Origin of the sequence: Longitalea arenae, assembly GCF_016924755.1 — a bacterium.
GTDB classification, from domain to species: domain Bacteria; phylum Bacteroidota; class Bacteroidia; order Chitinophagales; family Chitinophagaceae; genus Niastella; species Niastella arenae.
Genome location: NZ_JAFFJX010000002.1, coordinates 1 through 23,173, shown reverse-complemented (window position 1 = coordinate 23,173; position 23,173 = coordinate 1). Strand labels below are relative to the sequence as shown.

Here is a 23,173-nt window from a genome sequence, read left to right as displayed (position 1 = left end):
CCTGTTGCCTGTTGCCTGTTGTCAATTGTCTATATGCTCTGATGTGTTCAATAGAAATGCAGTGGGTTTCGAGGGTGGGCAGTTTAGGAGTTTCTGCCCACCTGTTTTTGAGCCACGAAAAAGCTTCAGTCAATTAAATGTTAAAAACACACTCATTTAAAAGTATAAATCCCTGCTCCTAGTATTTCCTTTCCCCTTAGGGGGTCAGGGGGGTTACGGGAATGGGGTATCTTCTTGCTGGCAGTCGCGTAAAGGGGTATGGTTCTGGGTAATTTACGTTGATTGCCAGCATTTTATTTCCCGTCTGGTATGTTATCGTTGCCGGTAACGTTTGCGTAAATAAAATTCCTTATTCGTTTCGGTGGGTTTAAATATCTGTGTACACTTGCCGCTGAAAAACAGGTATTAAGGTTACAGGTTGCAAGTTTCAGCGCCTGTCCCGTTGAATGAGGGGACAGCCTGCAACTTGTAGCCTGTAACTTACATCTTTGGGACGATTGCCTTGCAACGCGCAGATTGCATGATTTTACCTTTTCCAAACTACTGCAGGTACACGCACAAAATGTTAAATCATCCTTTGGGTTCTGCGGGGCAAACCGTACATTTTAAATTCATTGAAGTAAACAATTTGTAATGAACAATTGGTTTAAAGCAGCAGCAGTAATTGGATTAATGACCTGTTCTTCGGATGTATTTGCCCAGGGCAAATTGCCGGTTATTCAACAGACAAGTTTCAAAAAGGATTCCACCTACATTACTAAATTCGGAGCAGTACCCGATGGCCAAACGCTGAATACAAAAGCCATCAACGATGCTATCGATGCCTGTAACAAAAAAGGCGGTGGGGTAGTAGTTATACCTGCCGGATTATGGCTTACAGGGCCTGTGGTATTAAAAAGCAATGTGAACCTGCACCTGAAAAAAGGCGCGCTTGTACAATTCACCAAGGATAAAGATCAATACCCGCTGGTAGAAGGCAATTGGGAAGGCTTACCGCAAATGCGCAACCAGTCGCCCATTTCAGCTACCAATGCAACCAATATCGGCATTACCGGTTATGGCGTCATCGACGGCGGTGGCGAAGCCTGGCGCCAGGTAAGAAAAGAGAAGCTTACCGAAAGCCAGTGGAAAAAATGGATATCGCAGGGCGGTGTGGTGAGCGAGGATGGCAGATCATGGTATCCCTCGGAGCAATGGCTGAAACCCACTAAAATGAAGAACCCCGGCGAGATCACAAAAGATAAAACACCGGAATTCTATAAAAGCATCAAAGATTTCCTGCGCCCCAACCTGGTGGTTATTACCAAATGCAAAAAGATCCTGCTCGAAGGCGTAACCTTTCAGAACTCTGCAGCCTGGTGTTTACATCCGCTCATGAGTGAAGATCTTACCGTACGGAATGTTACTGTATTGAATCCCTGGTTTGCCCAAAATGGCGATGGCATCGATGTGGAAAGCTGTAAGAATGTACTGATCGAAAATTCAGTATTTGATGTAGGCGACGATGGCCTTTGTATCAAAAGCGGCCGCGACCATTGGGGAAGAGAAAGAGGCATGCCTACTGAAAATGTGATCATCCGCGATTGTAAAGTATACCACGCCCATGGCGGTTTTGTGATCGGCAGCGAAATGAGCGGCGGCGCCCGCAATATGTGGGTCAGCAACTGTACATTTATCGGCACCGATATTGGTCTTCGCTTTAAAACAACCCGCGGCCGGGGCGGCATTGTAGAGAATATTTACATCAACGACATTCAAATGATCAATATTCCCGGTGAAGCCATTCTGTTCGATATGTATTATATGTCGGTAGACCCCGTTGCGCTGGCCGGTGAAAAACGCGAACTGCCAAAGGTGGAAACCCTGCCGGTAAATGAGACCACACCGCAGTTCCAGAACTTTGTTATAAAGAACGTGGTATGCAACGGGGCAGCCAAAGGCATCTTCATTCGCGGGGTACCAGAAATGCATGTAAAAAATGTGCACCTCGAAAATATGGTGCTGGAAGCCGACAAAGGCATCGATATCCAGGAAGCATCAGGCATCACTTTAAAAAATATCAAGATCCTGAGCGCTGAAACCAAACCGGTAGTAGATATCATTAACAGCGATAATCTCACCTTTGATAAACTTACTTATAAAAAGGATGCAGAATTATTGTTCAGGGTGGCCGGCGACAGAACCAAAAAGATCAGCATCCAGAACACCGATGCTTCGAAAGCCAAAGAAAAGATTTTGTATGAATTTGGCGCTTCTGAACAAAATGTAACAATTAAGTAAGTATGGGACTTTATTAAATAAATGGCTGTTACAGGTTCCAGGGCCTGCCCCGCAAAGCGGGGTTGCAGGGCCCTTAAAAACTGCAAGCCCTGAAACCTGGAACCTGTAACTTGAAACCTGTTCAAAAATATAACCATGAAGATTTCACACGTATTGTTTGTCATTAGCAGTGCCGTTTCAATAAACGCCTTCGCCCAGCAGGGAACGGCCGCCTCCGCCCCGGGTTCATCCAATAAAATGAACTGGTCGCAGGGCATGGCCGCTTCGGTCATGAGCTGGTGGAGTGATTCCGCCGCCAAAAAACCAGGCAAATGGAGCTACGATATGGGCGTGGTTTTAAAAGGCATGGAAGCTTTATGGAAAGCGACCGGTGATGCCTCCTACTTCAAATACATTCAGAAAAGCATGGACGCCTGGGTAGATGAGGAAGGCAATATCCGCGGATACGAAGCCGACGAATACAATATCGACCACGTTAATAATGGCAAGCTCTTATTATTGTTATACCGCGTAACAGAAAAACCCAAGTATAAAAAAGCGGCAGACCATTTACGCGCGCAGTTACAAACCCACCCCCGCACCAAACAGGGCGGTTTCTGGCACAAGAAGATCTATCCCTGGCAGGTATGGCTCGATGGTTTGTATATGGGCCAGCCCTTTTATGCCGAATATGCCATGTTGTTTGGAGAAGATACCGTCTTCAATGATATTACCCGCCAGTTCGCCAATATAGAAAGGAATACCCGTGATCCCAAGACCGGCCTCCTGTACCATGGCTGGGATGAATCGAAGGAACAGCAATGGGCGAATAAACAAACCGGTACCTCACCGCATTTCTGGGGCCGCGCCCTGGGCTGGTACGGAATGGCGATGGTGGATGTGCTGGATTATTTCCCCGCTAACCACCCCGGCCGCGATACCATCATTGGCATCCTCAACCGGTTCACCAAAGCCGTTACCAAAGTGCAGGACGCGAAGACCGGCCTGTGGTACGATGTGGTTGACCTGCCTACCCGGCCAAAGAATTACCTCGAAGCATCGGCCTCCGCCATGCTCGTATATACCATCGCCAAAGGCATTCGTAAAGGTTACCTGCCGGCCAGCTACTGGTCCAATGCCCAAAAGGGCTACGCCGGCATTCTGAAAACATTTGTCGACAAGAATGCAGAAGGCCAGGTGCAGTTGAAAGGCACTGTAAAAGTTTCGGGCCTGGGTGGTAATCCCTACCGCGACGGCAGCTTTGAATATTATATGCGCGAGCCGGTGATCGTGAACGACTGGAAGGGCGTGGGCGCTTACCTGCTGGCCGGCGCCGAAATGGAGAACATGCCTGCCGAGATGCCAGGTAAGGGCAAGACCGTAACCCTTGATTACTATTTTAACCACGAGGATAAAAAGAACCTGAATGGTTTCCAGTATCCAACCCATTATACCTGGAATGAAATGAGCTATAACGGGTTCAGCTACCTGGGCGATATTTTCAGCAGCTATGGCGCCAAACTCAATACCCTGGAAGCTGCGCCCACCGCAAGCAATCTCGCCAAATCGGATGTTTATATTATTGTTGACCCCGATGGTTTAAAAGATAACAAGAACCCCAATTATGTGGAGGAGAGCCACGTGAAGGTGATCAGCGACTGGGTGAAAAAAGGCGGCGTACTGGTATTGATGGCCAATGACAGTGTCAATTGCGACCTGGCACATTTCAACAAACTGGCCAATACCTTTGGTATTCATTTCAGCAACCGGGGCCGCAATTTTGTAAAAGGCGATCAGTACGAAACAGGAGCTGTGCCCATTGCACCCGGCAATGAGATCTTTAAACAAACGAAAAAGACCTACCTGAAGGAGATCAGCATCATTGAGACCAAGGCGCCTGCCCGCCCGGTAGTGAAAGCAGAGAGCGATGTGGTGATGGCAGTGGCCAAATACGGTAAGGGAACTGTATTCGCGGTAGGCGATCCCTGGCTGTATAACGAGTACACCGATGGCCGTAAAATACCCGCGGAGTATGAAAATGCCAAAGCAGCTTATGAATTAGCCAAATGGCTGCTTTTGCAGGCACCGAAGAAGTAATATTTTACCCGCTGGTTGTCAGCGCACTGGATAAGCACAGGCAAACGGGTTAAAGGTAAGTGCAGGACAGCCCGCCTGAATTTATTATGCATCTTGTGGTGGCATGCCGGCAGCCGGCCGGCGGTTTTTTCACAGAACGTAAAAATTGATCATCTAAATAAAGATTTATAAAAATTAAACGCGTAGTGTATGATCCTTTCGAGGTATAACCTGAAAAATATCAGTGCGCAGGATATAGAAACGCCTGCTGAATCGGTTTTTGATCTTCCTGAAAAAGTGCTGCAATTCGGTACAGGCGTATTGTTACGCGGTTTACCCGATTATTTTATCGACAAAGCCAATCGCCGGGGCGTATTCAATGGCCGGGTGGTGGTTGTTAAATCAACCGACAGCGATTCTTCCGCATTTGATAAACAGGATGGATTATATACTTTATGCGTTCGCGGACTGGAAGGCGGTAAAAAAATAGAAGAGAATATCATCAACTCCTCTATCAGCCGCGTATTGAGCGCTAAAGACGAATGGAGCGAAATTCTGCAATGTGCCCATAACCCTAACATGCAGATCATCATTTCCAATACCACCGAAGTAGGCATTCAGCTGGTACAGGACGATATTCACCGCCTGCCGCCTGTTTCTTTTCCCGGCAAATTGCTGGCTTTCCTCCTGGAGCGGTATAAAGCATTCGACGGCAGCCGCCAGAGCGGTATGGTGATCGTGCCTACCGAGCTGATCCCCGACAATGGTAAAAAGCTGGAATCAATTGTGCTTGAACTGGCCCATCTGAACGGCCTCGACGATAATTTCATCCAATGGCTCGAGAACTGCAACTATTTCTGCAGCTCCCTGGTTGACCGCATCGTACCCGGTAAACCCGATGCCGCAACCCGCGAACAGCTGGAAAAACAGTTCGGTTATAAAGACGAACTGCTCACTATGTCTGAAGTGTACCGCCTCTGGGCCATTGAAGGCGGCGAGCACATTAAATCGGTGCTTACGTTTGCTTCGGTTGACGAAGGCGTTGTGATCGCTCCCGATATCAACCTCTTCAGAGAACTGAAATTACGTATGTTGAATGGTACGCATACTTTATCGTGCGGACTGGCATACCTGGGTGGTTTTGGCACCGTTAAGCAGGCGATGGACGATGCCGGCATGCAAACATTTATCTCGCAATTAATGTTAAATGAAATAGCGACCGGCATTCCTTACAATGTAGAGCACGGCGTTTCCCAAACCTTTGGCAATAAAGTACTGGATCGTTTCGCCAACCCGAATATCGAGCACCACTGGATCAACATTACCATGCAATACACTTCTAAGATGAAAATGCGTAATGTACCTGTGATCCTGACATATGCAGAACGGATAAAAACAGTGCCCGAGAATATTGCTCTGGGATTTGCTGCTTATCTGTTATTTTTGAAGCCCGTAAATAAAAAACAGGATAAATTTTACGGTGAATGGCAGGGAAAAGAATACCTGATCCAGGACGATTTTGCCGCTTATTTCTTTGAAAAATGGAGCAAGCTGAAACCGGCCCAACTGGCCGATGAAGTACTGGCCGATACTTCCCTGTGGGGTGCCGACCTGAGCGCCATCCCGGGCTTTGCCCAGGCAGTAAAAGACAATATGGCTTCATTGCTGGAAGCCGGCGTTGCTAAAACAATTCAAACACATCAGACCAAAAAAGTATTGGCGTAATGAAGAAAAAGGTCTTAAAAGTTCATGAAGATGATAATTTGGTGGTAGCACTCACCAACTTATCAAAAGGTGAAACAGTATCCCTGAATGGCCAGGATTATACCCTGCAGGAAGATATTACTGCAAAACACAAATTTGTAGCCACTGACCTGAATGCAGGCGACTCCATCATCATGTATGGAGTATTGGTTGGAAAAGCCCAGTCACCCATTAAAAAAGGCGGTCTTATTTCAACCGCCAACGTAAAACACGCAGCCAACGATTTCGAGATCAGTCCCCAGCGCAATACCGAGTGGAAAAAGCCCGATGTATCGAGGTTTGCCGGCCGCACCTTTATGGGTTATCATCGCCCGAACGGTGAGGTAGGTACAGCAAACTATTGGCTGGTTATTCCCATGGTATTCTGCGAAAACCGCAACCTCGACGTATTACAGGAATCCCTGGTGCGCGACCTGGGTTATGGCCGGAATAAAAAATATAAATACCAGGCTCAACAGCTCATCGAGCTGTACAAGACCGGTAAAAGTGTTGAAGACATTCTGAGTGCTGATATACGTACAAGTGCCGAAGAAGAGAACGCAACGCGTTTATTCCCGAACGTTGACGGTATCAAATTCCTGAACCATGAAGGCGGTTGTGGCGGAACCCGGCAGGATGCGCAGGCATTGTGCGGTTTGCTCGCCGGTTACATCACACACCCGAACTGCGCCGGCGCCACGGTACTGAGCCTGGGCTGCCAGAACGCACAGGTTTCCATTCTCGAAGAAGAGATCAAAAAGCGCGATGCCAATTTCAGCAAGCCATTGTATATTCTGGAGCAACAGAAGATCGGGCTAGAATCTGATCTGCTGGCCGCTGCTATCAAACATACATTTGCAGGGCTCATCCTGGCCAATCAAACCAAACGCGAACCGGCACCGCTGAGCAAGCTCTGCATCGGGCTCGAGTGCGGTGGCAGTGATGGTTTCTCCGGTATTTCAGCCAATCCGGCCATCGGTTATACATCAGATCTGCTGGTGGGTTTGGGCGGTTCAGTTATTCTTTCTGAATTTCCTGAGCTCTGTGGTGTTGAACAGGGCTTGAGCGACCGCTGCGTACAGGTGGATATCGCCAAACGCTTCTCACACCTGATGAAGACCTATAATGCCCGGGCTGTTGCCGTAGGCAGTGGTTTTGATATGAACCCTTCTCCGGGTAATATCAAAGACGGTCTCATTACCGATGCTATTAAGTCGGCCGGCGCCGCCAAAAAAGGCGGTACATCACCGGTGACCGATGTACTCGATTATCCTGAAAAAGTAACCAAACCCGGTTTGAACCTGCTGTGCACGCCGGGGAATGATGTGGAATCAACCACGGCCGAAGTAGCCAGCGGCGCCAACGTAGTGCTGTTCACTACAGGCCTGGGTACCCCAACCGGCAACCCCATTGCACCGGTTATTAAATTATCGAGCAATACCGCTTTATATAATAAAATGCGCGATATAATTGATATCAACACCGGCACCATCATCGAAGGTGAAGAGACCATCGAGCAGGCGGGTGAGCGCATACTCGATTATGTGATCAAAGTGGCCAGCGGTGAACTGGAGGTGAGCGCCGTTCGTCATGGCCAGGATGATTTCATTCCGTGGAAACGCGGCGTATCGCTTTAATTTGAGGTTTGAATCCAAAATATTAAATAATAGATGGAAATGGTGAATAGCCGCGGGCTATTCACCATTGACCATTCACCATTCACCATGAAAAAGTTTATTGACGAGCATTTCTTATTGCAAACGCCTACCGCCCAGAAACTGTACCATGAGTTTGCCAAACAAATGCCCATAATAGATTATCATTGTCATTTGCCGCCCGACCAGATAGCCAATGATACCCGGTTTGAGAACCTGACCCAGATCTGGTTATATGGCGACCATTACAAATGGCGCGCCATGCGTACCAACGGGGTGAATGAAGAATACATTACCGGCAGTAAAAGCGATTATGAGAAGTTTGAAAAATGGGCAGAAACTGTTCCTTACACCTTACGTAATCCTTTATATCACTGGACGCACCTCGAACTGCAACGTTATTTCGGAATAACCGAGATCCTCGATGGCAGAACAGCCAGGAAGGTATACGATGAAGCTACCGCCAAACTGCAAACAAAAGAATACTCGGTTCGCGGCCTGCTGCGCAGGATGAATGTAAAAGTGGTGTGCACCACCGATGATCCTGTCGATAACCTCGAGTATCATAAGAAGATCAAGGAAGATGGCTTTGAGATAAAAATATTACCCGCATTCCGTCCCGACAAGGCCATGAATGTAGACGATGCCGCGGCCTTTAATGCTTATGTGGCAAAGGTGGAAGCAGCAGCCAATACCTCCATCGGTAGTTATAGCGATTACCTGGCAGCGTTAAAAAAACGCCACGATTTTTTTGCCACCATGAGTTGTTCAGTGAGCGATCATGGCCTCGAGCAGATCTATGCCGAAGACTATACTGAGACCGAGATCAAAAACGCCTTCGCCAAAATAAGAAGCGGAAAAGAATTGTCGATTGAGGAGAACCTGAAATTCAAATCGGCCATGCTGGTTGAATTTGCAAGATGGGATTGGGAAAAAGGCTGGGTACAACAATACCACCTCGGCGCGCTGCGCAATAACAACAGCCGCATGCTGAAAAGACTGGGTCCCGATACCGGTTGGGATTCTATTGGTGACTTCTCGCAAGGACGCCAGCTCTCGAAATTCCTGAACAAACTCGATACGGAAGACCAGCTCGCAAAAACCATTATGTATAACCTGAACCCTGCCGATAATGAGCTGATGGCTACCATGATCGGTAACTTTAACGACGGCAGCGTAGCAGGAAAGATCCAGTTTGGTTCCGGCTGGTGGTTCCTCGATCAGAAAGACGGTATGACCAAACAGATCAATGCCCTTTCAAATATGGGATTGCTGAGCAAGTTCGTAGGTATGTTGACCGATTCAAGAAGTTTCCTTTCATACCCCCGCCACGAATATTTCAGGCGCCTGCTGTGCAACATGTTTGGAGATGATATAGAAAATGGCGAATTACCTGCTGATCTCGACTGGATAGGAAAAGTGATCCAGGATATTTGTTTTAACAACGCTAAAAACTACTTCAACTGGTAATGGGCAATGTTTTAAGCTTTGGAGAGCTCCTGCTCCGTTTATCACCCGATACGGAAGGCCAGTGGTTGGCAAATGCATCGATGCCCGTGCACGTAGGCGGCGCCGAACTGAATGTTGCCCGGGCGCTGGCCCTTTGGAACATACCGGTGAAGTATTGCACAGGGTTACCTGATAATTATCTGTCGCAACAATTGGTCAAAAAGCTGCAGGAATGGAAGATCGATACCTCGGCCATTCAATATGGTGGCCAGCGGGTGGGCATCTATTACCTGCCGCAGGGACTGGATGTAAAAAATGCCGGCGTTATTTACGACCGGGCCGATTCATCATTTGCCCGGCTGCAAAAAGGCACCATCAACTGGGATGCCTTACTCGAAGGCGTTAGCTGGTTCCATTTGAGTGCTATTTGTCCGGCCCTGAATGCCGATGCCGCCGATGTATGTGCCGAAGTAATGCAGGTATGCAATAAAAAAGGAATTACCGTTTCTATTGACCTCAACTATCGCGCGAAGCTTTGGCAATACGGCGTACCGGTGCATGAAGTTATGATGCGGCTGGCGCCTTACTGTGATGTGATCATGGGGAATGTGTGGGCGGCCGAAAAAATGTTACAGATCCCGGTGCATCCCGACCTGGTGAGCACAGATACGAAGGAAAAGTACCTGGAGCAGGCGCTGATCACCTCAAAACAGATCATTAAACAATACCCCCGCTGTAAAGCAGTAGCAAATACCTTCCGCTTCGATCATAAAGGGATTGTATATTATACCACCTTATATGCCAATGAGCAACTGCATGTTTCGCAGGTATATACAACCGAAACCGTAATAGATAAAGTAGGTAGTGGCGATTGTTATATGGCTGGTTTGATCTACGGTTATTACAAAAAGCAAGCGCCGCAGGAGATCCTTGAGTTCGCCACGGCAGCCGCTTTTCAAAAACTGTTCATCAAGGGCGACGCTACCAATAAAACGGTTGAAGAAATAAAAGCATCTATAAAAAAGTAATGAAGAATCAACAAGATATAATCGTACAGATCAGGCAGCAGAAAATGCTGCCCCTGTACTTTCATAAGGATGTACAAGTAAGCATTGATGTATTGAAAGCATTGTACCAGGCCGGTATAAGGGCGGTGGAGTATACCAACCGGGGCGCGGAAGCCGTAGCCAATTTCAAGGCCATGCGTACCATCGTAAACGAAAGCATGCCCGGCATGCTCCTGGGCATTGGTACGGTAAAAACCGTGGAAGATGCAGAACGGTTCATTAAAGCCGGTGCTGATTTTATTATTAGTCCGGTGGTTTACCCGCCGGTTGCCAAAGTGGTGCAGGATGCCGGGCTTGTATGGATCCCTGGTTGTTTAACGCCTACGGAGATCTTCACGGCAGAGATGAATGGCGCCAAAATGGTGAAGATCTTTCCGGGCAGTGTAGTGGGTCCTTCTTATATTTCAGCTATTAAGGAATTGTTCCCCGGTTTATTGTTCATGCCTACAGGGGGTGTTGATACCACTGCTGAGAACATTAAAGAGTGGTTCGATGCGGGCGTGGTGGCCGTTGGTATGGGCAGCAAACTGATCACTAAAAAGATCCTGCAGGAAAAACAATACGATGAGCTCACGAGGCTGACGAAAGTTGTACAGGAAATACTAATTAACATTCAATAAAATCGAAAAGACGTGCCACGTTCATATGATGAAGCACGTCTTTCTCCCTTAAAAGGACTGATATGCAAGCTATAGCGAAAGAAAAAGGACCCGGCATCCAGGAATCCATTGGAAAATACCGGTGGACGATATGTGGTTTGGTGTTTTTTGCCACCACGATCAACTACCTCGACCGCGCCGTTATCAGTTTATTAAAGAATACTTTTACCACAAAGCTGGGATGGGATGATGGCGATTATGCCAATGTGGAGATCGCCTTTAAAATTGCATATGCCATTGGTTTATTGCTTGCCGGCCGGGTAATAGATAAGATGGGCACCAAGATCGGTTATGCGGTCGCTACCTTTTTATGGAGCGCCGCCGCCGTAGCGCACGCTGCCGTTAATACGGTGTTTGGATTTGGCGTTGCCCGCGCTTTTCTGGGTGTTTTTGAAGCCGGTAATTTTCCCGCAGCCATTAAAACGGTGGCGGAATGGTTCCCAAAGAAAGAACGCGCATTGGCAACAGGGATATTTAATTCCGGCGCCAATGTGGGCGCTATTGCTGCGCCTATTGCAGTTCCCCTGATTGAAGCAAAATTAGGCTGGGAATGGGCTTTTATCATTACCGGTGCGCTGGGTTTTTTCTGGCTGATCCTCTGGTTTATGTATTATGAAATTCCCAAAAAGCAAAAGAGATTATCAAAGCCTGAGTTTGAATATATTCATAGCGACAGGGATGAAGCCCCGGCCCTGGAGCAGGTAAAACCCAGCGTATCATGGGCAAAATTGCTTACCTATAGACAAACCTGGGCATTTGCCATTGGTAAATTACTCACCGATCCTATCTGGTGGTTCTATCTCTTCTGGTTACCCGATTTCCTGGGCAGTGAATATGGGTTGAAAGGAACAGCGGTATCATTACCAGTTGCTGTTGTGTATACTATGTCTACTATTGGCAGTGTATTCGGCGGATGGCTGCCTATGAAGTTCATCAATAGCGGCTGGCCAACCTACAGAGCCAGGAAGACTTCGATGCTGATCTATGCATTCTTTGTTATTCCCATCATCTTTGCGCAGCTGGCGGGTAGTGTTGATATGTGGTTTGCAGTAATCATTATTGGAATTGCTGCTTCCGCTCACCAGGCCTGGAGCGCTAATATCTTCACAACTGTAAGTGATATGTTCCCCAAACATACAACGGGTTCTGTAACCGGTATCGGTGGTATGTTCGGTGCTGTTGGCGGTATTTTGTTATCTGCTGCCGTACAGAAGAATTTGTTTGTGCATTATCGCAGCATTGGTAAAATTGAAATAGCGTATTATATCATGTTTGCCGTATGCGGCGGCGCTTACTTACTGGCCTGGTTGATCATGCACTTCCTGGTGCCAAGAGAAAGAAGAGTAGAAATTTAAAAGAACTTATATAAAATTCGAACGGGGAAGAGACCGGTAAAAACGGTTCTTCCCCGTTTTCTTTTTAAATCCATTTAGCCTAGGGTGATGCTCACCAGAACGCATTAAAGTGCTGCTATTCGTTTTTGTCGTTCGGCCATAAAAAATGCGTAAAATAGCCACATTAAGGGCAAATTGCGCCCCATGGATTCGAATAATTCGAAAAATTTGGATTCTAATGTCGTTTATTGATCGTCGTATAGAAGAATTTTGTAAATTAGAAATAATCTAAATCGACTGTTATGGAAAGAGCCTACAAATGCTGTCAATCCTGCGGTATGCCTATGAAACGGGATACTGGTGGCACCCATGCGGATGGCACCAGAAGCACGATGTATTGCAGTCACTGTTTTCAGGATGGGAAATTTACAGTGCGTAACATTACAGTTGATGATATGAAGGAACGGGTAAAAGGTAAATTAAAAGAGGTTGGCTTTCCTGGTTTCCTGACCGGCTTTTATACCCGTAACATACACAAACTGGAGCGCTGGAAATCACATCCCCTTGCTGTTGAATAATATACCTTCAGCAGGGCGTTTTTATGAACATTGATCTATTGCAATCTTAACCCGCGAATTTTATTGGCTGTTCCTTAACGAGCGGCGACCAACTTGTTTGTGCAATACCTGAAAAGGTATTGCTTGCAGGAGTTTTGTTTCCGGCACCAATGCCCGGGACCGGCTAGCCATAGGCATCGGCTCGGGTTTATTTTTTATCTTGTGTGTAATATAGTGAAGGCGTATAGGATCGCTAATGCGCCATCATTTTCAATTACCACAATGAAAAAAACACCATTCCTGTTAACCGGCTTTCTGTTACTCACTATCCTGGCGCATGCACAGGAGAAAGAATCCAACTTGTTTGTAGAGCTGAGTATTGGTCCCTCTTTTCCCATTGGCAAATTCGGTGACAAAAACTATAAAAGTGTACTGGAAGATGATGAACCTGCGGGTTTGGCCAAAACAGGGCTTAACCTCCAGGCTGCAGTGGGCTATTATTTAGGTGAAAATTTTGGCTTGCTGCTGTCGCCAGGCTACAGCATACATGCGCAGGATGGATCGGGATATGAAAATTTTATCAAAGAAAGTACCGGTGCAATGGGCGCGCCGACGGCATCCCATGCAGCGGTTGACGCGAAAAGCTGGAAGATGCTGAAATTATTGGCCGGTGCTTTCCTGGTCACTCCCTTGACCATGGAGGAAGACCTGGTGCTGCAAACAAAAATAACGGCCGGCGCCTGTAAAACCGCTGTTCCCGGCTATAGCTTCACTGCCTATAATGAACAGAATGGCAGTTCCTATGCCGGCAGCACCGGTGAGAACTCCCTGAACTGGGCTTTTTGTTACCAGGTAAGCCTGGGGGTCAAATACCAGCTGAACAAAAAACTGCATCTGCTGCTTGATCTAAACTCTTTCAATGCAACCACCGCCAAAGAATATACGTTTACCTTTCCGTTCTCGCCCAATCCGGTTCCACCCAGAACAGAGAAGATCAAATACCGGCTGGCGGAGGTAAATGTAATGGCCGGGCTTGCACTCAGTTTTTAAGCGGGTAGCCACTCGCCACTTGCTACTGGCATCTAGCGACTTGCCATTTCATCAACCTACTAATCCAATTCTAATCTCCGGTGTGGCCCACCCGTGTATCTTTGCGTCAATTAAGCCTGTGACCTTTTGCCCATAGCTTCTCTTGCCAAACAATACCACCCTCAAATGGAACCGACCACCATTGGGTATTGTCGTTCAATGCCAGGCTGTTTATAAACTATGAAGCAATTTATTCATGTGCTGCGCAACCGCCTGAAACGGATCTATGACCGGTTGCACAATGAAAATTTCAAGAACAATCTTTTACAGGCCATTCCCTTCTGGATCGCATCTGTGATAACAGGGCTTATTGCCGTGCTTTATGCCAAATTATTTTCATGGGCCGAAATGGGAACCGCCTGGCTAATACACCACGATATACGATGGTTGTTCATTGTGATGCCGGTTTGTTTTGTTATTGCCTGGTGGCTCGTGTATAAATTAGCCCCGAATGCCCGTGGAAGCGGTATTCCCCAGGTGATTGCAGCAGTAGAACTGGCCACACCGCGCTATGTCGACAAAGTAAAAAAACTGCTGAGCGTACGAATCATCATAGTTAAAATAGTATCGAGCATTATCATGGTGTTCGGCGGTGGCGTAGTGGGGCGTGAAGGTCCCACCATTCAAATTGCCGGCTCGGTATTCAGGACCATTAACCAGTTACTGCCTTGCTGGTGGCCCAGGATATCGAAACGGAATATGATCAAGGCGGGCGCTGCGGCCGGTCTGGCGGCGGCTTTTAATACGCCTCTTGGTGGAGTGGTGTTTGCCATGGAAGAAGTGACCCGTACGCATATAAGTTATTTCAAAACAGCCCTGTTTACCGCGGTGATCATTGCCGGTTTAACTGCACAGGCTATACTGGGTCCCTATTTATACCTCGGTTATCCAGATGTAAGCAATTTATCGGGGTATATCTTCTTCGGGGTCATTGCTGTGGGTATCGTCACCGGCTTATTAGGCAGCGGCATGGCCCGGGTGATATTGAATATCATGAAATGGACAAGATCCCTGGCGTCGGTACCCAAAAGGGTGTTGTACATAATCGCATGCGCCCTGGTGATCGCGGCGATGGCCTGGTTCGCAGGCGCCCATGTATTGGGATCTGGCAAAGAGATCATGACCCATGTTTTGTTTACCAATGATAAACATCTGCCCTGGTATATGCCATTGATCAGGATCCTGGGCCCCATATTATCATTTACAACCGGGGCTGCCGGTGGGGTATTTGCTCCCGCCTTAACGGCCGGCGCCAGTATTGGTGCGGTGATGGGCGAATGGTTCCAGGTAACAGGCTCCAATGTAAACCTGCTGATACTGGCGGGTATGGTGGGTTTTTTGACCGGCGTAACGCGCACCCCATTTACTTCTGCCATCCTGGTGCTTGAAATGACTGACCGGCACAATGTTATATTTCACCTGATGCTGGCCGGTATGGTGGCCAGTCTGGTCGCTTATCTGGTCGACAGGCATTCATTCTATGATCATTTGAAAATGACATACATCCATGATGCACATCATGAGGAAGCCGGTAGTAAATAGTAAATGGCTGTAAGCACATTGCATGGCATTTCCTGCTTTCAGCACAAAGCGTATGATCAAACAAGTAGCGAGCCGGTAATATGAGGGTGTCTTCCCACTAGCCACTAGCTACTAGTTATTTTTCTTATCGCTCCAGCCCTTGTATTGAATGAGGTTATCGAAATCGAAGGAAATGCCTTTTTTAAAGACGACAGCCGATCTATGGTAGAACCAACGGCGCAGCAATGACAGCTGATGCCGGTTGCGTAGTTTCTTTTTGAAGGTATGCTGTAATTCGGCAACCAATAGTTTTTTATCCCGTTCTCCATTTTCCTGAACCGACCTCAACAGCTTCAATGACAAAACACCAGCGGCTGCGCCCGTCATAAATAATAAATTCCACTGGCCGCGGCCAAAGAGATCAATTACAAAATGGCTGGTGAAGAAGTCGGCCAGTAAACCACCGGCGAGGGGAGCGGTAGCAGAAAAAACAGCTGTTACAATATTCTTGGTAACCAGGTATACAATACCTTCTTCTGCCGGCGCCAGCTTTAAGCCTATATTTTGCAGGGCCAGCGTAATGCCTGCGTTGGAGGCGCCCATCAGCATGTGCATGATCACCAGTACCGGAAACAATACAGCTGGGCTCATAATGCCTACAACCGACCAGGCCATGAGGCAGCCGGTATACACCGGCGCACAAATGCGAATGATGGTCTTATTGCTGAACCGGTCTGAACACCGGCCCCATAATTTTATGGAGGTAATGCTGCTTAGCTGACTAACAATGTTCAAACTGATAACATACACGAGGGGCAGTCCCATCGTTTTCATCATATACACCGAGAAGAAAGGTGTAACCAGGTTGAAGGCAAAGATCCAGCAGGAATTAAAGACTAGCAGTTTCCTGAAATTGGGAACCGTAAGCGGTTTGCTGAAGAGCTTTACAATATTATCGTTGATGGGTTTCGACTTTGGTTCAGGGGTGCGGGCAAGGGCATATACGCCCCACATGCCGGTAACACCGCTGATGATGAACATGCAGCAATAAGCCGTGATCTCATGTGCAGGATGATGTTCCTTGATGTAATCAATACTCATGGCAATGAGCAGGCTGAGGGTAACATTCAGGATCTGCATGAGGCGGCTGCGGTGCGAAAAATAGCTGCCCAGGATCTGTTGAGGAATGAGGTCGCGCATCCATGAATGCCAGCTGCCGCCGGCAATGGAAGCGAACAGGTACTGGAACGACAGGATGTAAATAAGGGCCGATACGCTCGCGCTGGCGGAGAACAATAAAGGCAGTGTTCCTATGACCAGTAGAGGAATGCGGCCGAAAAAGGCGCCAATGACGGTGATGGTGCGCCGGTTATTAAAACGTTGAACCAGCCAAACCGATACCAGCTGAAATATATTGGTGAAAGTAGGAAGGGCTGCCAGAATACCTATCTGAACATTGGAAGCGCCCATGTATAAAGCAATGGCTACGAGGAAAGTGCCTGCAGTAAGAGTGCTCATGGTCTCTGTTGCCAGGCCATCCTTTAAGATCAAATGCAACCCGGTCTTTATCTGGGCATTGGTTAATTGATCAGATGGTTGAAGTTTTATCACAGCTTAATGGAATACAAAATTAGTGCTCATATTAGAAACGCATTATAATTGTGGATATTATTAACAGGACTTTACTTATTCTCCCTTATTATGACATAAACGAATATTTATAAATCCTTTAACGCAAATAAAAAGAAGCCATTCGCCTGCGGCAAATGGCTTCATAAAATAAAGACATTAAACAGCCTTTATATTTTATCGCCGACTACTAATTGGTTGGGTTGATCTTTCGATCTATAATTAATTTTCGTATTTTTCTGTGCTCGCTTTCACATTGGCATCTTCTTCGGCAATTTTGGTAAGTAAGTTGTCGGTTACTTTTTCTTCTGACAAAGTTTGATCCAACAGTTCAGCCACATCATCATGTCCCATCGTACGGGCTAACGTCACCAGGCCCCCGTAGGTAGCTATCTCATAGTGCTCTGCTTTTTGTGCTGCAAAAATCAAACCCACATCCCTTTGGGCACTGCCTTCATCAGTTTCATCGATGATATCTGAACCTTCTTCAACGATCCCTGACATGGCAGGGCATTTCAAAGCCCGCGGCTCTTCGTTCAGTAAACCGAAAATATTCTCAAGCCGGGTTACATGATTTATGGTTTGCTCAAGGTGATCGTTAAATGCTTGTTTTAAGCGGGGCGATGTAGCTGCATCTGACAGTTTGGGTAAAGTTTTTACCAGTTTCTTTTCTGCCCAGTACACATCCTGTAATTGTTGTAAAAAGAATTGATGCAATTTTGAATCGGGCATAACCGAAGAACGGGGAGACGTTTGCGAACCTGCATTAGTTTGAATAGCCATAACAACGTATTTAAATAATATTATAAAAAAGGGGAGGGTTTAATTTCTTTTAACAGTGCTTGCGTGCTAAGGTTGCAATTATTATACCCCCGAAAATTGTGGATCAATGTTGGTTACTTGTAAACAATGAATTACACCATATGAGCAGGATCATCCCAGAACTGTTTTCTTTGCTTTTATTTTGGGGGAGCATTGTGTAATGGTTTATATCCTGCGCAGGCAAACCAGGGATGCTGTTCAGGTGTTTATATGGTGGACCATCTCATACAATTAGGCTGTACTTAAAACTTATTTGGCAATCAATAAGATAAGCAAAGCAGGCCCGGCAACACATCATGACAATTTATGAAAAAAGACATTACAGACAGAACCGACATTCAATTACTGGTAAATTCATTTTATAGCAAGGTGCAGGCCGATGAAACGATCGGCTACCTGTTCAATGATATAGCACAGGTGAACTGGGAACAGCATTTACCCAGGATGTATGATTTTTGGGAGAATATCCTCTTTCAAACCGGTGGCTTCAAGGGCAATCCCATGCAGGTGCATGCAGAACTGCACCAGAGATCGCCGCTGAACAAGGCGCATTTTGACCGTTGGCAGGAGCTGTTCCTGGCAACCGTTGATGAACTCTTTGTCGGGGAAAAGGCCGAGATCATTAAACAGCGCGCCCGTTCCATTGCCACCATGATGCTTATAAAGGTGACGCCTTCCAATGATCCCAGGTCCATTATGTAAGCAGGTACATAAAAAAATCCTCCCCCGCCAGCTGGCGGAGAAGGACAGTCTCTTTTGGGTGGTTCCAAAAGGCGGGTTGTACGGATTTCATTGGATCTGGATCGGATCAGGGACGGATCAATAGCTCATAGGGTTTCGGAATAAAACGGGCTTAGGTTGGGAACTCCAAGGGTACGATGTACGCGCAATGCATAAGGGTAAGGATCAAAGCTGGTTTCGCATGTTCCAGCCACCAGCAGCCGTTTTCTGTTCAGGTTATGCATCTTGCGATTGGTTTTCAAGGGACTCGATTTCAATATAGGGTCCGGTTTTCGGCTTTCGCTTCGGGCCTTCAGCGTGTAGCTTTCAGCTAAAGCCTTTTGCGTTTTGTCAGGGTTTCAGGATTTCAGAGCTTAGCACTTTCTATGATCATTTGCTTGCTGATGTAAAAGTACAACCGCAAACAGGCGCTTTGCAAATTTCGGCTGGCCTCTTTGTGTAGATTCGCCGTATTGTTTAACCGCTTATACAAGGTAGTACGTAGCGTTAAACCAGTTACCTAAAACACCCTAATTGTTTACTGGTTACCGATGGTCTGTTCGTTCAGCATAACGTGTAGCGCCCATCCGCCCTCATTGCATGCTGCGTTTAGCCTTCCGCCTTTAGTCTTGCGCCTTTCCTAAGGGTTTTTAATTTTTGGCAGTTGACAAATCTTGTTTACATTTAATGTGAAAAGGCACTCTGATTATTAGCATAGCAATTAATTTTTACTACTAAACTAATGCGCTATGCCACGTCACAGTCTGCAAAAACACCTCGGGCCCTACAACATTGACAAAGCATTGATCCAACGGGTTGAAGGGTACATCAACCGCAACATTCCACGCATTCTGCTGCTTAATCTGGAAAAAGGAAAAGATAAGCCGCTAAGCCCATTCATTACCATTACCATCCAGCGAACAAACAACAAAGAACAATTACGCTCCATTGATGAATACGGGTATGAAGTATTCGATGAGCATGTGGAAGAAGTGTCGGTGGAACTGGTGCATAACAATGCATTTAATTTCTGGGGGCAAAAAGTGATCGTACTTATTATGACATTTAACATGGAGAGCGGGTATTGCGATCTGTCGATCGCCCTGCATGAAGAAGATCCCACTGAAAAAGTGCAAACCATTGAAAAAGGACTAAAAACAATAATGAACCGCAATAAAAAAAGTTTACCCCTGGCAAGGTTCTTCAGGTAAATTCAGGCTTGTGTTGATTTGATGTTCTCAATAAAAAAGCCCTGACAGGATCGTCAGGGCTTTCTTTTGCACTATAAAATGTTCTTGCCGAATTCTATTTATTATCCAGCCCGTTGTTGATCAGGAATAAGAGGTTTGTGCGGTGGGCTTTTGTTTCTTCATTCGCCGAAACCGCAGTGCCCAATTGTGTTTTGATCTTTTTCAGCGTGTACAGGGCTGCTGCTTTTGCCACATCATCGAACTGTTGCGTTTTGGGATCGATCATGGCTACCAGTTGCCGTACAAAATACGTTTGCAGGTACTGGCGGTAAATGTTCACATTGGTTGCAATATCGGCATTGAAAATGCCTTTCTGCAGATCCCCCAGCATGCTGGCAACGCTGTACTGGTTGCCATATAAACGGGTATTGGTAATACGCTGTAAAGTGGCGCCATGCAGGAGGTGCGACAGTGCGCCGCTGGTTTGGATCATCATCAGGTTCTCGGTAATGCGAAAATCATCACCTGAGCCGTTCTGCGTAAAGCCGCGGCGTTGAGGCTGCAGATAAGCAAATACCGCATCGTCACCGTCAAAGGCGTTGGGCGCAAACACATATTTGTTCAGCATGTCCATCGCCCGCTTTTGGGTAGCCAGGGGCACCGGGGTATAAGGTTTCACACCGGATTTCTGTTCGGGATAACTTCTATCGATATAAATGCCGCCAATATACCGGCTTAAAGCAGATGCCATGCTGTAGCGCTGCCCGATCAGGGTACCATAACGGGTGCGCAGCTCAGCATACGATTGTCCTTCTTTGGAATATTTCGCAACCAGCTTGCCCAGTGTCTGGTTCACCACCTTGAAGCGGTCCTCGGCATAACCGATGGCATCACTGGTAAGCTCGTTGATATTTACCCGCGGGTCCATGGCTTTACCGGGCGCCCGCATATCGTCGCCATCATTGCCAAACACCAATTGCGGTTCGGTGCTGCGCGCGGTGATCTTCTTTAAACCGGCTGCTTCTTCGCCTTCATCGAACTGCGTATAACCATATTGAATAGCCCAGATATCATAGGGCCCTGCCTTGGTGGTATAATAATCACCCTGTTTGCTTCTGTCCAATGCGATATTGATGGCGGGATAATCCATTACCGAACCGATGAGGCCCAGTTTATGGGTGATCTCAGTGTTATTGATCTCGGCAGGCGACAACATCTGGCTGGCCTTCATATTATGGTTCAGGCCCAGTGTATGTCCCATTTCATGCAGGATGAGGTAGGTAAGGAACTGCTTGTGCATTTCTTTTACTTCATTGGCGGAAGCGCCGCTGGCATCGAGCACGGTCATACCCGTGAGCAGCTGGCTTTTCAGTTCGCCGGCCAGGGTGCAATGAGCGGCATGGTTCGGATCCATGCCCGGGAGATGCAGATCGCCGCCGGCAGCCGTTGTTTTGAACAGTTCATCCAGCAGTGGTGTAGAGCTTCCGGAGAACCACTCAATCGTAATGTCGGCACCAATGATCTGTCCGGTCTTCGGATTTACAAAGCTGGGACCGATGGCGCCATACGTGGGTTGTGCAGAAGAGACCCAGCGGATCACATTATAGCGGATATCAGCGGGATCCCAGTCGGCATCATCGGGCATGACCTTCATTTGAATGGCGTTCTTAAAACCGGCTTTTTCAAAGGCTTCATTCCATTTCAACCCTGCATCGATGATGGTTTGGCGATATTCATGCGGGGTGGTATTTTCTATCCAGTATACGATCGGTTCAACCGGTTCGCTTATTTCGGCGCCCGGGTCTTTTTTCTTCAGGAACCAGCGGTGTATATGGTCTTTGTAGGGAACCGGGCTGATGCTGGTTTGGTCGTTCACCATTTGCGAGAAATAACCTATCCGCGGGTCGTCGCGGCGGGGGCGGAAATCATTTTTGGGCATCTCTATCAGGCTGTGCTGCATGCGTACCCGTACATAACGGGCATCGGTAATGTCGGTAGTACCTGAGTTATACGGACTGGGATTATCATAGGCCAGGTCTACAACAATATCGCTGTTATGGGGGAAAGAACGAAGATTGGTGTAGCGCGATTTGGCGGGGTTCAGATTGCCCAGGTTAAAGATGGCCGTAGGCGGAATGCCGATAGGCATCAACGGTTTCACCGGATCGAGTTTTTCACTGATAAATAAGCCATCGGCGCTGACCAGGTAGCCATCTGCATCTTCGCCAACGGTTTTTTCTACCAGGAAAACGGCTTCCGGTTTATCTACCATCGCTGTTTTGCTCACCGGGTTCTTGGGATCGTACCAGAACCGGGTATTCACACGGGAGAATTCCAGTTTATCGAATGCTTTCTCAATCTTGAATACCAGGGTAGCGCGGTGCATGCTCTGGTTCAGATACAGCTGGTTGGGACCATTGATGGAAAAGCTCTGGTAGATATATTCTTTTCCCAGCTGGTCTTTTTTTACGTATAGTTGAACGGTGCCTGTTGCCGTATCCTGGTACAGGGTGAACAGGCCATCGTATTTACGGCTGCTTTTTACTTTGTCTGAAATACCGGCAGGTTTTTTCTGTTTGGCAGTACTGTCGGTCACGGGCGGAGGCATAGGAGCTGCTCCTTTCTTCTTGTCCTGAGCTTGGGCTGCCATTACCAGCAAACCCGGCGACAAAATCAGGACCTTCAGGAAATTTTTCATACATGTGTTTTTAGGTATTTCAATTTACAGATGGTTTCTCCTTGGTTGAAATTTTTGGGATGGACGCCCGAAATTTAAGGATAGATTAACTGCATGGCTGTCTGACGGCGATGCCAACGTGCTGATTAGCCGATTTGTTGATTTGCTAATTAGCTAATGTGCTAATTGGATACAACCCCGGCAGGCTTGCCCCCAATCATTTGCCGGCTTGATGAAATGAAGTAATTTTGTGATAACAAAGGCCAGGGCTTTTTTTCATCAGCATATTAGCAAATTAGCTAATTAGCACATTATCATATTAATTTTGGCTTATGGGAGTATGGAGACAATTACAGGAATATTTTTATTTGAAGAAGCGCGATCCGAATGCGCCGCACACGCCCTGGATGCGCTATATGCATGGCATCAACAGGATCTCGCTGTTTATGTTCCTGATAGCGATCATTGTGATCATTATCAAGCTGCTCCGTTCCTGAATATAAACTTTGAGGTTTAAACCTCGACCCGCTTTGAGCTTTACTTCGAACTAAGAACTTCCAACTTCGAGAACTGAGAACTTCGAACTTAGAACTTTGAACCATTGGTGTCCGGTAAAAGACTCAAGAAATAGAATAAATAAGGAGGCCGGAGGCCTCCTTTTGGTTATTTTTAGTTTACCACAACAAAAAATAGCCATGCGTAAAGGTAGCTTTTTTACCGGACAGC

17 protein-coding genes are annotated in these 23,173 nt (G+C 47.0%); 14 read left to right on the top strand and 3 right to left on the bottom strand.

Annotated features, from left to right (window positions below):
• Window positions 1–633: 633 nt before the first annotated feature.
• The 11 genes from JT717_RS05160 (at window position 634) to JT717_RS05110 (ending at window position 15,430) form a co-directional block, all read left to right on the top strand.
• Window positions 634–2,280, top strand: a complete 1,647-nt coding sequence (locus tag JT717_RS05160) for a glycoside hydrolase family 28 protein (RefSeq protein WP_205509135.1) — start codon at window positions 634–636, stop codon at window positions 2,278–2,280.
• Window positions 2,281–2,415: 135 nt separating this feature from the next.
• The gene (locus JT717_RS05155; protein ID WP_205509134.1) at window positions 2,416–4,356 is read left to right on the top strand and encodes a glycoside hydrolase family 88 protein; all 1,941 of its coding nucleotides are present in this window, start codon (window positions 2,416–2,418) and stop codon (window positions 4,354–4,356) included.
• 189 nt (window positions 4,357–4,545) lie between these two features.
• Window positions 4,546–6,060 (top strand): tagaturonate reductase, encoded by a 1,515-nt coding sequence (locus JT717_RS05150; RefSeq protein WP_205509133.1) that lies wholly within the window; start codon window positions 4,546–4,548, stop codon window positions 6,058–6,060.
• On the top strand, window positions 6,060–7,715 hold the full coding sequence (locus JT717_RS05145; RefSeq protein ID WP_205509132.1) for a UxaA family hydrolase: 1,656 nt from the start codon (window positions 6,060–6,062) through the stop codon (window positions 7,713–7,715). The genes JT717_RS05150 and JT717_RS05145 overlap by 1 nt, the downstream gene beginning before the upstream one ends.
• Window positions 7,716–7,802: 87 nt before the next feature.
• Window positions 7,803–9,203, top strand: coding sequence for a glucuronate isomerase (gene uxaC, locus JT717_RS05140; RefSeq protein ID WP_205509131.1), 1,401 nt, complete (start codon window positions 7,803–7,805; stop codon window positions 9,201–9,203).
• Window positions 9,203–10,210: a sugar kinase gene (locus JT717_RS05135; protein ID WP_205509130.1), complete on the top strand. Its 1,008-nt coding sequence runs from the start codon at window positions 9,203–9,205 to the stop codon at window positions 10,208–10,210. Before uxaC ends, JT717_RS05135 begins: the two co-directional genes overlap by 1 nt.
• The gene (locus JT717_RS05130; RefSeq protein WP_205509129.1) at window positions 10,210–10,869 is read left to right on the top strand and encodes a bifunctional 4-hydroxy-2-oxoglutarate aldolase/2-dehydro-3-deoxy-phosphogluconate aldolase; all 660 of its coding nucleotides are present in this window, start codon (window positions 10,210–10,212) and stop codon (window positions 10,867–10,869) included. Before JT717_RS05135 ends, JT717_RS05130 begins: the two co-directional genes overlap by 1 nt.
• 62 nt (window positions 10,870–10,931) lie before the next feature.
• A complete protein-coding gene (locus JT717_RS05125) occupies window positions 10,932–12,263 on the top strand; it encodes an MFS transporter (protein WP_205509128.1) in 1,332 nt (443 codons plus the stop codon).
• A gap of 281 nt (window positions 12,264–12,544) precedes the next feature.
• Complete coding sequence (locus JT717_RS05120) at window positions 12,545–12,820, top strand: zinc ribbon domain-containing protein (protein ID WP_205509127.1); 276 nt, start codon at window positions 12,545–12,547, stop codon at window positions 12,818–12,820.
• A gap of 261 nt (window positions 12,821–13,081) precedes the next feature.
• On the top strand, window positions 13,082–13,849 hold the full coding sequence (locus tag JT717_RS05115; RefSeq protein ID WP_205509126.1) for a hypothetical protein: 768 nt from the start codon (window positions 13,082–13,084) through the stop codon (window positions 13,847–13,849).
• A 219-nt stretch (window positions 13,850–14,068) separates the two neighbouring features.
• Entirely contained in the window at window positions 14,069–15,430 is a 1,362-nt protein-coding gene (locus JT717_RS05110) for a chloride channel protein (protein WP_205509125.1), read from the top strand.
• A gap of 111 nt (window positions 15,431–15,541) precedes the next feature.
• Here JT717_RS05110 and JT717_RS05105 read toward each other — a convergent pair whose 3' ends face one another.
• Both JT717_RS05105 and JT717_RS05100 read right to left on the bottom strand, forming a co-directional pair.
• The gene (locus JT717_RS05105; RefSeq protein WP_369411692.1) at window positions 15,542–17,020 is read right to left on the bottom strand and encodes an MFS transporter; all 1,479 of its coding nucleotides are present in this window, start codon (window positions 17,018–17,020) and stop codon (window positions 15,542–15,544) included.
• A gap of 240 nt (window positions 17,021–17,260) precedes the next feature.
• A complete protein-coding gene (locus tag JT717_RS05100) occupies window positions 17,261–17,821 on the bottom strand; it encodes a YciE/YciF ferroxidase family protein (RefSeq protein WP_205509124.1) in 561 nt (186 codons plus the stop codon).
• 345 nt (window positions 17,822–18,166) lie between these two features.
• Here JT717_RS05100 and JT717_RS05095 point away from each other — a divergent pair, with 345 nt between their 5' ends.
• Together JT717_RS05095 and JT717_RS05090 are read left to right on the top strand one after the other, a co-directional pair.
• Window positions 18,167–18,562 carry a group III truncated hemoglobin gene (locus JT717_RS05095; protein ID WP_205509123.1) on the top strand — a complete coding sequence of 132 codons (396 nt, stop codon included), beginning with the start codon at window positions 18,167–18,169 and terminating at the stop codon, window positions 18,560–18,562.
• A gap of 767 nt (window positions 18,563–19,329) precedes the next feature.
• On the top strand, window positions 19,330–19,791 hold the full coding sequence (locus tag JT717_RS05090) for a hypothetical protein (RefSeq protein ID WP_205509122.1): 462 nt from the start codon (window positions 19,330–19,332) through the stop codon (window positions 19,789–19,791).
• A 94-nt stretch (window positions 19,792–19,885) separates the two neighbouring features.
• Here JT717_RS05090 and JT717_RS05085 read toward each other — a convergent pair whose 3' ends face one another.
• On the bottom strand, window positions 19,886–22,468 hold the full coding sequence (locus JT717_RS05085; protein WP_205509121.1) for a zinc-dependent metalloprotease: 2,583 nt from the start codon (window positions 22,466–22,468) through the stop codon (window positions 19,886–19,888).
• Window positions 22,469–22,779: 311 nt separating this feature from the next.
• Between JT717_RS05085 and JT717_RS05080 the strand changes: the two genes are divergently transcribed.
• Entirely contained in the window at window positions 22,780–22,944 is a 165-nt protein-coding gene (locus tag JT717_RS05080; RefSeq protein WP_205509120.1) for a DUF6728 family protein, read from the top strand.
• Window positions 22,945–23,173: the final 229 nt, after the last annotated feature.

Excerpts from the sequence above, each read along its gene's own strand:
- JT717_RS05160 (WP_205509135.1), top strand. The coding sequence starts at position 634 with ATGAACAATTGGTTTAAAGCAGCAGCAGTAATTGGATTAATGACCTGT.
- JT717_RS05155 (WP_205509134.1), top strand. The coding sequence starts at position 2,416 with ATGAAGATTTCACACGTATTGTTTGTCATTAGCAGTGCCGTTTCAATA.
- JT717_RS05150 (WP_205509133.1), top strand. The coding sequence starts at position 4,546 with ATGATCCTTTCGAGGTATAACCTGAAAAATATCAGTGCGCAGGATATA.
- JT717_RS05145 (WP_205509132.1), top strand. The coding sequence starts at position 6,060 with ATGAAGAAAAAGGTCTTAAAAGTTCATGAAGATGATAATTTGGTGGTA.
- uxaC (WP_205509131.1), top strand. The coding sequence starts at position 7,803 with ATGAAAAAGTTTATTGACGAGCATTTCTTATTGCAAACGCCTACCGCC.
- JT717_RS05135 (WP_205509130.1), top strand. The coding sequence starts at position 9,203 with ATGGGCAATGTTTTAAGCTTTGGAGAGCTCCTGCTCCGTTTATCACCC.
- JT717_RS05130 (WP_205509129.1), top strand. The coding sequence starts at position 10,210 with ATGAAGAATCAACAAGATATAATCGTACAGATCAGGCAGCAGAAAATG.
- JT717_RS05125 (WP_205509128.1), top strand. The coding sequence starts at position 10,932 with ATGCAAGCTATAGCGAAAGAAAAAGGACCCGGCATCCAGGAATCCATT.
- JT717_RS05120 (WP_205509127.1), top strand. The coding sequence starts at position 12,545 with ATGGAAAGAGCCTACAAATGCTGTCAATCCTGCGGTATGCCTATGAAA.
- JT717_RS05115 (WP_205509126.1), top strand. The coding sequence starts at position 13,082 with ATGAAAAAAACACCATTCCTGTTAACCGGCTTTCTGTTACTCACTATC.
- JT717_RS05110 (WP_205509125.1), top strand. The coding sequence starts at position 14,069 with ATGAAGCAATTTATTCATGTGCTGCGCAACCGCCTGAAACGGATCTAT.
- JT717_RS05100 (WP_205509124.1), bottom strand. The coding sequence starts at position 17,821 with ATGGCTATTCAAACTAATGCAGGTTCGCAAACGTCTCCCCGTTCTTCG.
- JT717_RS05095 (WP_205509123.1), top strand. The coding sequence starts at position 18,167 with ATGAAAAAAGACATTACAGACAGAACCGACATTCAATTACTGGTAAAT.
- JT717_RS05090 (WP_205509122.1), top strand. The coding sequence starts at position 19,330 with ATGCCACGTCACAGTCTGCAAAAACACCTCGGGCCCTACAACATTGAC.
- JT717_RS05085 (WP_205509121.1), bottom strand. The coding sequence starts at position 22,468 with ATGAAAAATTTCCTGAAGGTCCTGATTTTGTCGCCGGGTTTGCTGGTA.
- JT717_RS05080 (WP_205509120.1), top strand. The coding sequence starts at position 22,780 with ATGGGAGTATGGAGACAATTACAGGAATATTTTTATTTGAAGAAGCGC.